Genomic DNA, 13,324 nt, shown 5'->3' on the forward strand with positions numbered 1-13,324 from the left:
GTCCTGCCCGTCCTCCGCAGCTGCTGCGCTGCAGCTGCGGAGGGTGGACCGGACATCTCCCCCACAAGGGGGGAGATCAGATGTCGCCGTGGCCTTCGCCAATCACCAACGTTGAAAGCAAGAGCCGGCGCTGGAACCGCCAATCTCCCCCCAAGTGGGGGAGATGCTCGGCAGGGCAGAGAGGGGCGCGAAGGAACTCAGCCTTCCCATTAGCCACGCACCACAACCCAAGGACCCCCATGCCCCGCAAACCTTCCAAAAAACCCCAGCCCCCAAAGCTCCCCAAAGGCGAGGCCGAACAGGTGCGCATCCGCCGCGAGATCGGCCATGATTTCGCGCTGAAGCCCGACACCTTCGGTCGCCAGCGCCTCACCCCCGGCACGGCGGAGGCGCGCCGCGTCTACGAGGTGTCGAATGGCGGCTACACCTCTGCCGGCGGCATCGTGCGCCTGCGCAACGTCGATCCGCTGGTCGGCATCACCTCGCTCACCCGCCAGCAGCGCGAGGCAGGAGGGCGCTTCCGTGACGATTTCGAGCGCGCCGCCCGCGAAGGCCTGCAGCCGCAATCCTGGAGCGAGCGCGTCGACAGCGGCCGGGTGGGCGGCGGCATCCCCGACCGCGTGCTTTCAGCCGGCCGCGCGCATGCCCACGCCGCCGCCGCGCTTGCCCATTGGGAGGTAGCCGAGGTGGTGCGCAAAATCTGCCTCGAAGGCCAGTCGGTGAAGGCGCTCGCCGAGCGCACCGGCGACGGGCGGGATGTGGTGGTGAAGCTGCTGAAGGTCGGGCTGGACCTGCTGGCGGTGCATTACGGGATGATGATGGGGAGGCGGGCTGGGTGAGTGGCACAAGAAACGGTTTGGTTTAGAATATATCGCACCCACCATCTCGTTTGATGGCGTCCATGATCGCCAAGGAGACACCGGATTGAAGATGAAGCAGCCGGTCGGTAACGGCCAACTCGCTCCACTGTGACCGTTCAATGACGAAGCTCTGGGAACTGGAAAAGACCGTCGAGGTGGAGTTCACCGTCGAAACAGCAATTTATCGCTTTCGCCTCGAAGCGCAGAAGCCGGCCCACGAGCAAGGCAAATACCGGATCAGGCTATTCGAATATGACGTATTCCGCATCAAGCCGACCTTTGGCGACTATCCCGAGGACGGCGCCGATCACGAAATCCAGTTCGCCGCCAACCTGTCCATCGACCAGAAGGAATATGAGGCCGCGTCTGCCGACGAAGCATTGCAAATGGCTATTGGCGACCTGCGCAAGCAGCTTTTCGTTTAGAATAGCAGCAGTCGAATATTGCCGGCTCTGGCGCCTCTGACTGGATCATGCTGTGATCAATAGGAAAGCAACAGGTGCCGACGCCGTCGAAGTTGGAATGAAACCAGACATTTTCATCGGCTGCTACGTCAAGGTGTTGTCCTTGTCGAAAGGCAATTACGGGCATCCCGTTGAGGATGTGCGCCAGACGGCTATTGGCACGGTATGCCGGATCGTTGAGCCTTTCGATGGATCCTCGGATGACGGGCTTCAAACAAGGCAAGGCGAATTCCTGGTCGCTTACAAGGCGATCTCGAAGGATGGCGTTGACAGCATTGGCTTTTATCTCCGGCCTAATAATCTCGAAGTGGTTCCTGCCACCGAGGAGCTTTTGCTGCTCTATAGCGACGACCTTTGGCAGTTGATCAGGCCATATGGCGAGCCACAGGACACGTCGACCTTCGCCAGACTCGCGACGGCGTTGGGATATTCACGACCATGACCTACCTTTTCGAGACCGATTGCCATCCGTACGAGGGCCTGCATGAAATACCCCGATGGAACCCTTGCCCGGCTTGGCGACAAGATCCTCGTCTGGGAAGGCAATTAAGGCGTCGTGGTCTGCTCCATGGATACCGACGAATATTCCGAGGAGTACCCCAAGGAAGGTGCTGTCCGAAAAGGCAGGGCTGATCCACTATGTAACGCCTGAGACCGGCATGCGACTGATCGAGAGGAGGAGATGAAGGCAAGGTCCATGACCAGACTGATTGCTCGGCTCCTGATGGGCTTGGTCGTGGTGGCGGCAATTGGCGTGGGGTTGCTGTTGCTGCGAAACAGCCAGATGGATCGAGGTGTACAAGCGCTGAAGCGGGAGGATGGCGCCGCTGCATTGGCGAGTCTGAAACCGCTGGCGCAGCTTGGGGATGGAACTGCCCAGATGCTCGTCGGGTCAATCTATGCCTACGGATGGGGCGGGGTCCACAAGAGTGATGCGGATGCGATTTACTGGTTCCATCGGCTTGGCCCGCGGGGTCCGTTGGTTGCCGAGGAAGGCGCCGATCCAGCAGCGCCATACCAGCTTATGGTTGCAAAAGCCTACGCCGCCGGGGCAGACGGGGTGAGAGCCGACGCCGGCGAAAGTGTGAAGTGGCTGAAGTTGGCGGCTGAAGCTGGAAGCAAGGAGGCCGCCTTAGCGCTCTCCCTATCTCGCCAATGATCTACGACGCCTCTTTGCCCCGCGACGAACATCAGATGAAATGCTGGCCGCCGGAAAAGACCAAACTCTGAAAGACGCAATGCCTTGAGTTCCACATCCACAAGCCCGGCGCCGCCCCTCATCCGCCTGCCGGCACCTTCTCCCCGTGAACGGGGAGAAGAGGGCTGGTCGCGACGCCGGCGCTCATTCTCGACGCTGAAGATTGGCGAAAGCGGTGATGACAGCCCCTTTCTCCCCGTCACTATACGGGGCGAAATGCCCGGCAGGGCAATGAGGGGCGGCGCCGACCGACAGCCTCTGTCAGCGGCGTTTCACCACGCCGCCTCAAGCGTCCTTCTTCAGGGGCTCCGGCTCATCCTCCGGCCCCTTTTCCCACCCGAAAACGCTGCGCCCTCCGAGCAGATGCGACTGGTCCATCTCGCCGGCGACAATCTCCTTCAAGCTCGGCCCCGTCACATAGCGCTCCATCCGCCGCGACTCCCCGTCCAGCCGCTTGAGCGCCTGCAGTTCCTCGTCCCGCCCGAGCTTGGCCTTCCCCACCGCCGATTTCAGCACCGCGATCGTCTCGTCATAGACCTTCAGCGGCACGGGGAAGGGGTGGCGGTCTTTGCCGCCGTGGGCGAGCGAGAAGCGGGCCGGGTCGGAGAAGCGGTAGGGCGCGCCGTGCACCACTTCCGACACCATGGCCAAGGCCCGCACCGTGCGCGGGCCGACGCCGGGCACAAGCAGCAGCTCGGGAAAATCCTTCGGGCCGCTTTCGATCGCCGACGCGATGTTGCCGTGCAGCCGGCGCATGACGATGTCGCTCTCGCGCACGTCGTGATGCGCGGGCATGACGAGGTTGGGGAGCAGCGGCTGCGCGGCCGGCTCGGGCTCGGGCTTCGCGGTTTCTTGGGGCTCCAGCGCGGCAAGCTCGCTCAGGATCTTTTCCGGGCTCATGGTCTTCAGAAGCGCGACCTGGCCTCCGCGCGCTTTCTCCGCGCGATGGTCGGTGAGGTTGACGATCTCGCCCTGGCGCTCGCCCTCGATCGCGGCATGCGGCTGGTCGACGAAGCTCGTTAGCCCCTCCGACAGCCAGTGGTAGCGCCGCGCCTGGCGGGCATCGCCGTTCATGCCCTGCTGCACCACCACCCAGCGCCCGTCATCGCTGACGATGAAGCCGTGCAGATAAAGGTCGTAGCCGTCCTGCACGGCGGCGCTGTCCACCTTGGCGACGAGGCGGCTGGCGGTGGCGAGGGCATCGCCGTCCAGGCCGACGCGGTCGCCGATGGCGATGAGCTCACCCGGCGTCTTGCGCGAATGCGCGCCGCGCCCGCCGCAGACATGGATGCCGAGCTCGCCGGCCATCGGATTGAGGCCGCGTTTCAGCGCGCCGATGACGGAAGTGGTGATGCCGGAGGAATGCCAGTCCATGCCCATCACGGCGCCGAAGGACTGGAACCAGAACGGATGCGCCAGGCGCCGCAAAAGCTCGTCGCGGCCGTAGTGGTGGATGATGGCTTCGCACAGCACCGCGCCGAGCCTGGTCATGCGCTCGCCCAGCCATTTCGGGACCCGCCCGCCATGCAGCGGCAGGTCGGCGCTGCCGCTTCGCTGCGTCACGTCGATTCTCCGTGGATGCCGGCGACTTAGATGGCATTTCGGGAGGGATTTGCAAGGCGGGTGCAAATCTCCCCTCTTGAGGGGGGAGATGGCCGCGAAGCGGCCAGAGGGGGTCGTCTCACATGGAGCGCCGGCGTCCAGAATCCTCCACCTTGTCTCTTTGCCGCGAAGGGCGTTGGCGCTCCACGCGCGGTGACCCCTCTGTCGCCTTTGGCGACATCTCCCCCACAAGGGGCACAAGGGGGGAGATCAGCCGACCTCGTCAATAGCGGCACACCCGCACGCGTTCCAGCACGCGGTGGTGATGGTGCCAGTGCCTCACCCACCTCACATGGCAATGGCGGTAGTGATGGTGCCGGTAGTAGCGGTACGGATAACGCATCGTGTAGCGGGGATAATAGCCGCCGTAATAGCGTGGGCCGTAGTAGCGCGGGCCGTAATAGCGACCGCCATAGAACGGATCGCCGTAATACGGGCCGTAAAAGGGGCCGAAGCCGCCGAACGGACCGAAAAAGCCGCCGCCAAGACCGAAGAACTGTGCATCAGCAGGCGCGACCGTGGCTGCCGCGGAGGCAACGGCGATCACCGAAGCAAGTAGCAGTTTTTTCATGGCAACCTCCTCCTGAAGGTTCACCATGACAACGCTCGGGCCGGCGAAAGGCTTCCTGCGCGGCGTTCACAGGATATCAGTGGCATGTGAAGACCGGCCCGAGTGTGCAGCGGCAGGTCGGCGCTGCCGTTTCGCTGCGACGTGTGCTTTCCGTTACGAATGCCGGCTTTGTAGATGGCTTTTGGGCGGGATTTGCAAGGGGGCTGATCTCGCCTCAAGAGGGGAGATCAGCCAATGCCGACCCGGCTCAATACCTGCAGATGCGGATCGCCTCGTACCTGTGGTGGCGGTGCCTCACATACTCGATATGGCATCGCCTGTGGTGCCGGTAGTAGTAATGCTGACGATAGTAATAGTGCGGCCTGTAGCTGTAATATTCGCCGTAATACGGACGATACATATAGCGATCGCCGTAATAGTCGCCATAGTAGGGCCCGTAGTCGTCATAATAGTCATTGTAATAACCGTCGCCGATGCCGATCCCGAATTCGAGGCGGCCGGCGTTGGCCGGGCCGATCAAGGTGGCCGCCGACGCAATGGCTACGACGGAGGCGAGCAGGAGCTTTTTCATAGACCTCCTCCTTAAAGGTTGATCGCCTCATAAACGCTTCGGAGGCAGCCTATGTTCCCAATCGCTAATATCCCCATCGCGCAGATAAGCAGGCGGCGATGGCTAATCCTACGCCTGGGAGATTAGCCATCGCTATCGGCTTCGCTCAGTCGCCCTTAGTCGCAGATACGCACTCGTTCGATGACGCGGTGGTGATGGCGCCAGTGTTTCACGATCCTAATCCGGCAATTATCATCATAATACCGGTTATGATAGCGCACCACATAACGCTCACGATAGGGAGTGTAGTAGTCGTCGTCATAGATGTGTCGGTAATAGCGATGAGGGTAATACCCGCCATAGTAGTCGTCTCCGTAATAGGGGTCGTAGGACGGGCCTATGCCGATACCGAACTGGACGCTGCCGGCGCTAGCCGGCGCGATCGCGAACGCCGAGGCGATGGCGATCATCGAAGCAAACAGAAGCTTTTTCATCGCTGCCTCCTCTTTCGATGGATGCCCCTTCAGGCAATAAACGGTTTCGGCGCGGACGGTGTTCCCGGGAAAATGCATCGCCCTATCTCTCCTCCTGTGGGAGAGAAAGCGATTTCAACATCTTAGCCGAAGGCTAAGTGCTAGAAATCGCAAGTGAGGGGAAAAGCGCCGGCCTCCGACAAAGGGTGCCGGCGCCCTACGAAATCCCCTTTCTTGCGTCTCTTTCCAAAACAACGAGGGGAGATAGACGCCGCCGTCGCCATACCGCCACTTGCTGTCGCGGCGCCGCGCGTACCCGCCGGCGCCGTCGGCTACTCAATCGCCCAGCCAATCCCGGCAACCACAGGAGCTGCCCATGACCAAGCCCACCATCCTCAAATTCGGCGCCGTCGAGCATGCCGAGGCCGGCGATCTGCCGGGCTGGGTCGTCGTCGAGGGCAGGCCGACCATGCAGACCGCCGTCCAGCACACCGCCGAGGACGGCAAAGTGATGTCGGGCACCTGGCGCGCCTCGCCCGGCACCTACCATGCCACCTACACCGACTATGAATTCGTGCACATGATCGCCGGCCGCATCGTCATCACCCCGGATGGCGGCGAGCCGGTCGAGGTCGGTCCCGGCGACGCCTTCGTGGTCGAGGCCGATTTCAAGGGTACCTGGCAGATCCTCGAGCCGGTGACCAAGCATTTTGTCGTCGTGGTGGGATAGAGCGCCTTCGCCGAAACTGCCGATCTACCCCCTTGCGGGGGAGATGCCCGGCAGGGCAGGGGGGTGTGAAGGATCGCCAACCCTTCCGATAACGGCTTCAACCATCGGGAGTCGCAACCTCTCCAGTTGACACGCTGGCGGGACAGCACCCCCCTCTGGCCTGCCGGCCATCTCCCCGCAAGGGGAGATCACGCGCTCGATCGACCTGCCTACCGCCCCACCTTGGAAATCACCCTTTTCTCCACCTCCGGCTCCAGCGATTCCGCGAACGGCGTCGCTAGGTGATGCTGGTCGCGGAAGGCGAGCTGGCCGTCGATGAAGACGTGGCAGGTGGTGGCGTTGCAGAAGCGGTCGGTAAGGTCGACGTAAGAGGCGTTGGGCACGCTGGTGACGATCTCGCGCTCGATCGCCGCCATCTTGTCGTTGGCGGCATCGGCGCGGGTCTGGTCGCAGAGCGAAGGCGCCTTGTCGCGCCACAGCGCGCGCGACACGCAGGTGTCGATGTTCTCGTCGTTGAACGGCACGTCGCGGATGAAGGCGATCTTCAGCCCGGCCTTGCTCAGGCTCGTAAGCGTCGAACGCAGGCCGGCCCGCCACACGGCGTCCGGCGTGTCCGGCTGGCCCTTGCCTTCCGCCATCTTGCGCGAAGAGGTCAGCGCCAGCTCCGAGATCACCACCAGCGAAGGCTTCGCGGCAATGATCTCCTTGATCGCCTGCTCGCGCCATTGGTCGCATTCGCGGTAGTCGCGGTTGAGCTTCGTGACGAAGTAGGAGTAGCGCGAGGGACGGCACGAGCTTTTCAGCCAGGTTTCGACGCGGTAGCCGTTCTTTTTGCCCGCCTCGATCAGCGGCGTCGACCAATGATCGGCGTGGGAATCGCCGAACAGCGCGATCATGCGCTGGCCATTGCCGAACACACAGGGTTTCGGCGTCACCGTGTCGTAGCCCTCGACGCAGGCCTTGGCGCGCGCGGTCGCGGGTTCGGCGGCGCTTGCCGCGATGCTGCGCTGCTCGGGGTTCTGGTGGCGCACCGCAAGCGCGGCATTGCCGTAGGCGGCTGCGACGCCGGTGCCGGTCAGGAGGAGGGCCGGCACCAGCGCCCGCGCCGCATTGGCCATAAGCCAGCCGTTGCGGCGGATCGGATTCTCGATGAGATGGTAGCTCAGTGCCGAAAGCGCCAGCGTCAGCCCGAGGCAGGCCAGGCGTTGGGCGAGCGTCAGCTCCTCCACCAGCATGCCGGCATAGACGATGACCGGCCAGTGCCACAGATAGAGCGAATAGGAAAGTTTTCCGATCCACTGCAAGGGCGGCAGCGCGAGGAGGGCGCTGGGGCCACTCCTCGCGTCGGCCGCGCCCGCCAGCAGCAGAAGGACAGTGCCGGCAACCGGCACCAGGGCCAGAAAACCGGGGAAGGGAGCCTCCTCGCTGAAGGTAAGGTAAGCGAAAGCAATCAGCGCCAGCCCGCAGAGGCTGAACGCCAGGGCAAGCCGCGGGCGCCTCTCCAGCAGCCATGCCGGCGCCATCGAGGCCAGCCCGCCGGCGGCGAACTCCCAGGCGCGCAGCGGCGAGAAATAGAAGGCCCAGGGCTGCGACACGGGGGTCAGCCACGCGCAGACCGCGAAGGAGACGAGGCCAGCAATGCCGATCGCAAACATGATGGTCCGCTTGCCGGGCTTCAGCCAGGCCGCCAGCATCAAGAGCGCCGGCCAGGCGAGATAGAACTGCTCCTCCACCGACAGCGACCAGTAGTGGATGAAGGGGTTGTTGGCGGCGTCGTTGGCGAAATAGTCGAACGACCAGCGGATCAGCCACAGGTTGATCATATAGGCCGAGGCGAACATCGCGCCCTTGGAATAGAGCGCCTGCTCCTCCGGCGACAGGATGATCGCGCCCGCGGCAAGCGTCGCGGCGATGACGAAAAGCGCCACCGGCAGCAGCCTGCGCGCGCGCCGGGCGTAGAAGCGCAGGAAATCGAGCCGGCCGGTCTGTGAAATCTCGGTGGTGAGATGGCGGGTGATCAGGTAGCCGGAGATGACGAAGAAGATGTCGACGCCGGCAAAGCCGCCGGGCAGCGCGCTGAGGCCGAAATGGAAAGCGACGACGCCCGCCACGGCGAGCGCGCGCAACCCCTCGATGTCGGGCCGGAAATCCGGCGATGGTGCTGGCACGAAGACGAACCTCGCAACGGTCGTTCGTATCCCGCCTTGGGATCAAGCCTCGGCTCTACGCGCTCATATTGCAATGCAACAAATCTAACGCAGTGCAACATAGGGGGAGATGGCGAGGGGCGCGCGCGGCGCCGGAACTGCCGATCTCCCCCCTTGCGGGGGAGATGCCCGGCAGGGCAGAGGGGGGTGCGAAGGAACGCGGCGTTTCCCGCTCTGCCTGACAAAAATCCCATGTCTCAGGAAAGCAGGCCGAATGCAGAGAGGTTGGAGGGACAGCACCCCCCTCTGTCCTGCCGGACATCTCCCCCGCAAGGGGGGAGATTGGCTGTCGCCCGCGCAGCGCTCTCCGCCTCAATCACGCCTTCTTCAAAAACTCCGTCTTCAGCACCAGGCCCTTCACCTGCTTGGTGTTGCATTCGATCTCGCCGGGATTGCCGGTGAGGCGGATGTTCTTCACCAGCGTGCCGCGCTTGATCGTCTCGGACGTGCCCTTGACCTTGAGGTCCTTGATCAGGGTCACGGAGTCGCCATCCTTCAGCGGCGTGCCGTTGCTGTCTTTTACGATCGCGTCTGTCATGTCGGGTCTTTCATCGTTTGAATGACGGTGCGTCCGCCTATCGCGCCGATGATGGGCTGGTCAAGCCGATCACCCCTCAATCGTCACCTCCGCCTCGATCTCGACCGGGAGATCGAACGGCAGGGCGGCGACGCCGATTGCCGTGCGGGCGTGGCGGCCGACCTCCGGGCCGAAGACCTCGAGGATAAGATCGGAAAAGCCGTTCATCACTGCCGGCGTCGCGGTGAAGCGTGGCGCCGAATTGACCATGCCGTGCACGCGGCACCAGCCGGTGATCCTGTCGAGGCTGCCGAGCTCGCGCGTGAGGCTCCCGAGCATCGACAGCCCGACCTTGCGTGCTGAAGCCCGCGCCTCTTCCAGCGAGACACTGTCGCCGACCACGCCGCGCCTCCTGGCGCCGCGCCGCGACGAGCTTTCCGGTTCGCCGTCCTTTCGTCAAGAATGACTTGGCCCGAAGAAGAAATGGACTTGGCCTGAAAAACTGGCTCCGAAAAATTAGGCCCGCGCGGACCGCAGCTTTGCGATCCGCGCGGGCGGGCGCCGGCCCCCGCCGGCAGCGCCAAGCCTCCCAACCCTCAGGCTGGCTGGGTGGCTATCTGGTTCGGCCTTTTGCCCGGCCGATCGTTTTTCCTCGCCGATCCGCAGCCGCCGAGCGGCCTCCCGTGAACGGCTCCCCTTTTGTCTTAAGCAATTCCGGACGGAAGCCGCTGAGCATTTCTCGTCGAATTGCTTCTAGAAATGCAGGTCCAGCGGCGGCGGATAGGCCTGGCCCGGTTCGGCGGTCTTCGCCATCGCGCCGGCCGGAAGCATAATGCCGCCGGTGGCTTTTTCATCGAGCAGCGGCCGGTGTTTCTCGGTGTTGCACTTTATCTCGGTTGCCAGGATTTTCGTCTTAGCCTCCGCTGCTTGCGGCAGGGCAAACGTGAGGACAAGCGCCGATAGCGCCGACAGGATGATTTTCATGACGATGTTCCCTCTTGGCTTTGCCGCCTCCTCAATGTTTGAAACCGGACGCGTCGAGCAGGGCGACCTGCCTGCCGTCGATGTAGAAGCGAATCGCGTGCGTGTCGTTGTCGATGGCGATGCGCGTCGGTTGAAGAGCCTGCGCCGCGGGCGCCTGGGGAACTTTCGAGGTAAGGCCTCCGTCGGGCGCGTTGGCAAAGAGCAGCGCCAATGCGATGCATCCCGCGGTGAATACAATGAAGTGAGTCTGGAAGAGGCGGTTGAGGTCATGTGAAGCCGTTCCTTCCTGAGGAGGTGGCATTACGGTTCGGTTGTTCCCGAAAGCCGGGTTTCGCCGTTGCTCGAAATCGAGCGTGTCACAGCTCTACGAAGGAAAGGGGAACTCAAGCCCCACATTCAGCGCGTTTTTCCTGACGGTCTGCCCCTTGCCCGTCGCGAGCTTAGCGCTGGTCGCCGACCCGAAAAGAGAGTACATGCGGAACACCGTGGAATTCTCTGGAATTCCTGGAATATTAGCATATGGAAAACTAGTCGGCTAAGAGCGCGGATCCTGGTGAATGTCTTGCACAGCGGCCTTGCGGCGAGCCTGAAAGCATGATCTTCGCTCGAACAGGAGGCCGATCCCGATTCCATCGGGATGCAACGGGTGCAGCCGGATGGCACTGAATATCGCGCAGAAGTTGCGACTGACTTCGGTCGTGCTCGGAACCGCCACCCGCAAGGACCTGGCGGCGGCGTTCCGCGCCGTCAACCCGAAGACGGCTTTCGATGTCGGCCGGGCCGACAAATGGCTCCAGGGCCGCGCCCAGCCTCGCGAGCACAGCGTCTATGAAGATTGGGCGAAAGTGCTGCGCCTCGAACAGCCCGGCGCCTGGATCGCTGAGAGCGATCTGCCGACCTTCGCGGCCACGATAGCGGCACGCCACGGCATCGATACGGCGGAGCTCGAACGCCGCGCAAGCGCCCAGTCGGAGGCCTCGCCCGGACACGACGACAAGGGCGTCGGCCAGGCGCTTGCCGGAACCTACGCCTGCTATTCGCGCGCCTGGTCGCCCTATTATCGCGGCCAACTCATCAGGGGCCGCCTGTCGATCGAGGCCGGTCCGGGCGTGCATGGGTTCACCGCCACCTATCGCGAGACGTTGCCGACCGGCCAGTTGCAGCTCGGCGGCCCGGTCACGCCGGCAAAGCGCAGCCTCTATCTGCATCTGAAGGAGGTCGGCGGCGAGGCGCAGTTCTTCCTTTGCCTGTTTCCGCAGACGCAGCCGGTGAGTGTGCTCGGCGGCTATATGTGCGGCACCGCCATCATCGGCCCCGAGCCGCAACCCTCGCTCACCAGGATCTTGTTGGTGCGCCTGCGCGATGCGCCCGCCGCCGAACAATGGGGCGGGTACTTGTCGCCTGGAACCTCGATCGCCGCCGACCTGGCGAGCCTCGGCATCGTCATCGAGCATCCGGACGCGGTCGACCGGCAGCTCGGCCAGTTCCTCAGCGCCGAAAGCGACGGCGGCGTCAACCAGATCCCGCCGGCCGAATTCCGCGCCATCATCGAAGTGTTCGACCGCCACTGGCTGCAGCATGCGGGCTAAGGGCGTGCTTGACAGTGCGGCCGCATCGCGCTCACCTGCGCCGGTCGTTGACCCGTGCAGGAACGGACGATGAAGAAGACCTACGAGAAGCCCAGGCTGCAAAAGCGCGGCAGGCTTTCGGCCGTGACCGCCGCCGCGCCGTCGTCCGGATTCACGTTCTGAGATCCGCCCCGGCTGCCGACTGTCCAAACTTGACAATCGCCCCCCGCGGCGCTCATTTTGCGCGGATCGTGTTCAGGGGGAATCTCGATGAAGAAAGCATACAGCAAGCCGACGCTTGACAAGCGCGGAAAGCTCTCCGCCGTCACGGCCGCCAACGGCGCGTCCATAGCGATCTGACGAACGTTTTCGGACCCTCGCGCGGAAACCTCGCGCCGCTTCCGGCCAGGAGCGGGCGGTACACTGCATAGTGCCCGCCCGTCCGGCGCCGCCGCCAAGCTGCTGAAACCCCGTCCGTCCCCAACAGCAACGGTCATGGCGTGACCAGTGACTGCGGAGTGCCACTGGCCGGGCCTGCTGTCAACGCCGGGGGAGGAGCCCGGCGCGAGGCGTTTTCCGCATTGTGCAGGGCCGAAATTGGTCCCCCGCGATCACGCCATGCGGTTGCCGCAGGCCCGGAAAATGGCGGATTTCCGGGCTTTTTGGCCATCCCGCGAGCCGGCTGCGGCTTGTGTGCCTATCCGCTTGAATAGGTTCGTTTTTCGCCGGCTGACCTGTTTTCGAGGCTCGGTTCTCAACCTGACTTTTTTTGGGGGCATTTCCGCAACGCAACATTGGCGCCAGATATCGCTCTTTGAACGGCCAAATCTCCCTCTCGAGGGGTTGAGGGAGCGGTCGGCACGGCAGACGGAAGCCGTTGCCTGGAGAGGAGAGATCAGGCACCTCTGTGAACAGCTTCATGGTGCCCTGACGCCGGTGTGGTATGATATACGATGCGAGCGGGAGGGTGCGATGACCGATCGGTTGCTCGAGATTCTCGCCAGGCGCAAAACGTGGCTGGATCGTATGGCGCTTGGGTTGCTCATTTTCCTGGCAACGCTGATCGCCGCGCTGATGGGCGGCGCCAGCGCCTGAGGGACGTCAGCCCTCGGCGATCGTCAAAGGCTTGGCTATTCCTGACTGACTGGCACGCTGTAGCCGCGCAGGCCGGTCCCGTTGCAGTTCTGGCAGGTCAGCCTCTGGCCGGGGCAATTGTCGCGGCGGCTGCCGGCTGCCGGGCAGCAGGTGCCGTTGGAGGCGACCCACTTGTCGCATTGGAACACCTTGCCTGCCCCCTGGCATTGAGGGCAGGCGAACTTTCTGAAATCGCTCAAACGGCCTCCGGCCGGTCCAAACGGGCTTGGTAACGCCGCGACGGCGGTGCGCGGGTTCCAAGGCATGCGCCCGTTTGTTCGGCAAGCAAATAGATAACATTATTTAGCTTAAGCTAATGAGGCGGAATGCGACCTGCAATGCAAGTGTGGCGGCGTTCGCAGGCTGGCTTGATGGCGATTGCGAAAGTGGTCGCGATAGCTGATCTCATCCCATGGAGGAGATTGGCAGCTTCTGTTCCCCGCACACTTCGCGCACGATCCCCCGC

General features: G+C 63.3%; 19 protein-coding genes. 10 read left to right on the top strand and 9 right to left on the bottom strand.

Features of this window, described 5'->3' with window-relative positions; all coding sequences use genetic code 11:
- Nucleotides 1-239: 239 nt before the first annotated feature.
- The 4 genes from EOA38_RS12995 (at nt 240) to EOA38_RS13010 (ending at nt 2,483) form a co-directional block, all read left to right on the top strand.
- Nucleotides 240-839, top strand: a complete 600-nt coding sequence (locus EOA38_RS12995; RefSeq protein ID WP_126094627.1) for a DUF6456 domain-containing protein — start codon at nt 240-242, stop codon at nt 837-839.
- 140 nt (nt 840-979) lie between these two features.
- Nucleotides 980-1,285 (top strand): hypothetical protein, encoded by a 306-nt coding sequence (locus tag EOA38_RS13000; RefSeq protein ID WP_127221240.1) that lies wholly within the window; start codon nt 980-982, stop codon nt 1,283-1,285.
- 52 nt (nt 1,286-1,337) lie between these two features.
- Complete coding sequence (locus EOA38_RS13005) at nt 1,338-1,766, top strand: hypothetical protein (RefSeq protein ID WP_127221239.1); 429 nt, start codon at nt 1,338-1,340, stop codon at nt 1,764-1,766.
- A gap of 255 nt (nt 1,767-2,021) precedes the next feature.
- The gene (locus tag EOA38_RS13010) at nt 2,022-2,483 is read left to right on the top strand and encodes an SEL1-like repeat protein (protein ID WP_126094624.1); all 462 of its coding nucleotides are present in this window, start codon (nt 2,022-2,024) and stop codon (nt 2,481-2,483) included.
- Between the two features lie 324 nt (nt 2,484-2,807).
- Here the strand turns inward: EOA38_RS13010 and EOA38_RS13015 are convergent, their stop codons facing one another.
- The 4 genes from EOA38_RS13015 to EOA38_RS13030 all read right to left on the bottom strand — a co-directional run bounded on the left by EOA38_RS13015 (nt 2,808) and on the right by EOA38_RS13030 (nt 5,817).
- Nucleotides 2,808-4,085, bottom strand: a complete 1,278-nt coding sequence (locus EOA38_RS13015; protein WP_126094623.1) for a DUF763 domain-containing protein — start codon at nt 4,083-4,085, stop codon at nt 2,808-2,810.
- A gap of 262 nt (nt 4,086-4,347) precedes the next feature.
- Nucleotides 4,348-4,695 (bottom strand): hypothetical protein, encoded by a 348-nt coding sequence (locus EOA38_RS13020; RefSeq protein ID WP_126094622.1) that lies wholly within the window; start codon nt 4,693-4,695, stop codon nt 4,348-4,350.
- Nucleotides 4,696-4,942: 247 nt separating this feature from the next.
- Nucleotides 4,943-5,266 carry a hypothetical protein gene (locus EOA38_RS13025; protein ID WP_126094621.1) on the bottom strand — a complete coding sequence of 108 codons (324 nt, stop codon included), beginning with the start codon at nt 5,264-5,266 and terminating at the stop codon, nt 4,943-4,945.
- A 155-nt stretch (nt 5,267-5,421) separates the two neighbouring features.
- Nucleotides 5,422-5,817 (bottom strand): hypothetical protein, encoded by a 396-nt coding sequence (locus EOA38_RS13030; RefSeq protein WP_245464711.1) that lies wholly within the window; start codon nt 5,815-5,817, stop codon nt 5,422-5,424.
- A 277-nt stretch (nt 5,818-6,094) separates the two neighbouring features.
- On the opposite strand from EOA38_RS13030, the gene EOA38_RS13035 reads away from it, so the two are divergent.
- Nucleotides 6,095-6,448 carry a cupin domain-containing protein gene (locus tag EOA38_RS13035; protein WP_126094620.1) on the top strand — a complete coding sequence of 118 codons (354 nt, stop codon included), beginning with the start codon at nt 6,095-6,097 and terminating at the stop codon, nt 6,446-6,448.
- Nucleotides 6,449-6,657: 209 nt separating this feature from the next.
- Here the strand turns inward: EOA38_RS13035 and EOA38_RS13040 are convergent, their stop codons facing one another.
- From EOA38_RS13040 to EOA38_RS13060, 4 genes are all read right to left on the bottom strand, one after another.
- Nucleotides 6,658-8,616, bottom strand: coding sequence for an acyltransferase family protein (locus EOA38_RS13040; protein ID WP_126094619.1), 1,959 nt, complete (start codon nt 8,614-8,616; stop codon nt 6,658-6,660).
- A 355-nt stretch (nt 8,617-8,971) separates the two neighbouring features.
- A complete protein-coding gene (locus EOA38_RS13050; protein WP_126094618.1) occupies nt 8,972-9,193 on the bottom strand; it encodes an alkylphosphonate utilization protein in 222 nt (73 codons plus the stop codon).
- Between the two features lie 69 nt (nt 9,194-9,262).
- On the bottom strand, nt 9,263-9,574 hold the full coding sequence (locus EOA38_RS13055) for a RidA family protein (protein ID WP_126094617.1): 312 nt from the start codon (nt 9,572-9,574) through the stop codon (nt 9,263-9,265).
- A 351-nt stretch (nt 9,575-9,925) separates the two neighbouring features.
- On the bottom strand, nt 9,926-10,156 hold the full coding sequence (locus EOA38_RS13060; protein WP_126094616.1) for a hypothetical protein: 231 nt from the start codon (nt 10,154-10,156) through the stop codon (nt 9,926-9,928).
- On the opposite strand from EOA38_RS13060, the gene EOA38_RS39155 reads away from it, so the two are divergent.
- The 5 genes from EOA38_RS39155 (at nt 10,155) to EOA38_RS40950 (ending at nt 12,819) form a co-directional block, all read left to right on the top strand.
- On the top strand, nt 10,155-10,430 hold the full coding sequence (locus EOA38_RS39155; RefSeq protein ID WP_189350135.1) for a hypothetical protein: 276 nt from the start codon (nt 10,155-10,157) through the stop codon (nt 10,428-10,430). The genes EOA38_RS13060 and EOA38_RS39155 overlap by 2 nt on opposite strands.
- 382 nt (nt 10,431-10,812) lie before the next feature.
- Nucleotides 10,813-11,745, top strand: coding sequence for a hypothetical protein (locus EOA38_RS13070; protein WP_126094614.1), 933 nt, complete (start codon nt 10,813-10,815; stop codon nt 11,743-11,745).
- 69 nt (nt 11,746-11,814) lie between these two features.
- Nucleotides 11,815-11,907: a lasso RiPP family leader peptide-containing protein gene (locus EOA38_RS13075; RefSeq protein WP_126094613.1), complete on the top strand. Its 93-nt coding sequence runs from the start codon at nt 11,815-11,817 to the stop codon at nt 11,905-11,907.
- 87 nt (nt 11,908-11,994) lie between these two features.
- Complete coding sequence (locus tag EOA38_RS13080) at nt 11,995-12,084, top strand: putative RiPP precursor (protein WP_126094612.1); 90 nt, start codon at nt 11,995-11,997, stop codon at nt 12,082-12,084.
- Between the two features lie 612 nt (nt 12,085-12,696).
- Complete coding sequence (locus EOA38_RS40950; RefSeq protein WP_281059631.1) at nt 12,697-12,819, top strand: hypothetical protein; 123 nt, start codon at nt 12,697-12,699, stop codon at nt 12,817-12,819.
- Between the two features lie 35 nt (nt 12,820-12,854).
- Here EOA38_RS40950 and EOA38_RS13085 read toward each other — a convergent pair whose 3' ends face one another.
- Entirely contained in the window at nt 12,855-13,058 is a 204-nt protein-coding gene (locus tag EOA38_RS13085) for a hypothetical protein (protein WP_126094611.1), read from the bottom strand.
- Nucleotides 13,059-13,324: the final 266 nt, after the last annotated feature.

It is taken from the genome of Mesorhizobium sp. M1E.F.Ca.ET.041.01.1.1, assembly GCF_003997355.1.
Taxonomy (GTDB): Bacteria; Pseudomonadota; Alphaproteobacteria; order Rhizobiales; family Rhizobiaceae; genus Mesorhizobium.

Bases quoted from the DNA above. Each gene is read 5' to 3' on its own strand.
- EOA38_RS12995 (WP_126094627.1), top strand. From the start codon at position 240: ATGCCCCGCAAACCTTCCAAAAAACCCCAGCCCCCAAAGCTCCCCAAA.
- EOA38_RS13000 (WP_127221240.1), top strand. From the start codon at position 980: ATGACGAAGCTCTGGGAACTGGAAAAGACCGTCGAGGTGGAGTTCACC.
- EOA38_RS13010 (WP_126094624.1), top strand. From the start codon at position 2,022: ATGACCAGACTGATTGCTCGGCTCCTGATGGGCTTGGTCGTGGTGGCG.
- EOA38_RS13020 (WP_126094622.1), bottom strand. From the start codon at position 4,695: ATGAAAAAACTGCTACTTGCTTCGGTGATCGCCGTTGCCTCCGCGGCA.
- EOA38_RS13025 (WP_126094621.1), bottom strand. From the start codon at position 5,266: ATGAAAAAGCTCCTGCTCGCCTCCGTCGTAGCCATTGCGTCGGCGGCC.
- EOA38_RS13030 (WP_245464711.1), bottom strand. From the start codon at position 5,817: ATGCATTTTCCCGGGAACACCGTCCGCGCCGAAACCGTTTATTGCCTG.
- EOA38_RS13035 (WP_126094620.1), top strand. From the start codon at position 6,095: ATGACCAAGCCCACCATCCTCAAATTCGGCGCCGTCGAGCATGCCGAG.
- EOA38_RS13050 (WP_126094618.1), bottom strand. From the start codon at position 9,193: ATGACAGACGCGATCGTAAAAGACAGCAACGGCACGCCGCTGAAGGAT.
- EOA38_RS39155 (WP_189350135.1), top strand. From the start codon at position 10,155: ATGACGATGTTCCCTCTTGGCTTTGCCGCCTCCTCAATGTTTGAAACC.
- EOA38_RS13060 (WP_126094616.1), bottom strand. From the start codon at position 10,156: ATGAAAATCATCCTGTCGGCGCTATCGGCGCTTGTCCTCACGTTTGCC.
- EOA38_RS13070 (WP_126094614.1), top strand. From the start codon at position 10,813: ATGGCACTGAATATCGCGCAGAAGTTGCGACTGACTTCGGTCGTGCTC.
- EOA38_RS13075 (WP_126094613.1), top strand. From the start codon at position 11,815: ATGAAGAAGACCTACGAGAAGCCCAGGCTGCAAAAGCGCGGCAGGCTT.
- EOA38_RS13080 (WP_126094612.1), top strand. From the start codon at position 11,995: ATGAAGAAAGCATACAGCAAGCCGACGCTTGACAAGCGCGGAAAGCTC.
- EOA38_RS40950 (WP_281059631.1), top strand. From the start codon at position 12,697: ATGACCGATCGGTTGCTCGAGATTCTCGCCAGGCGCAAAACGTGGCTG.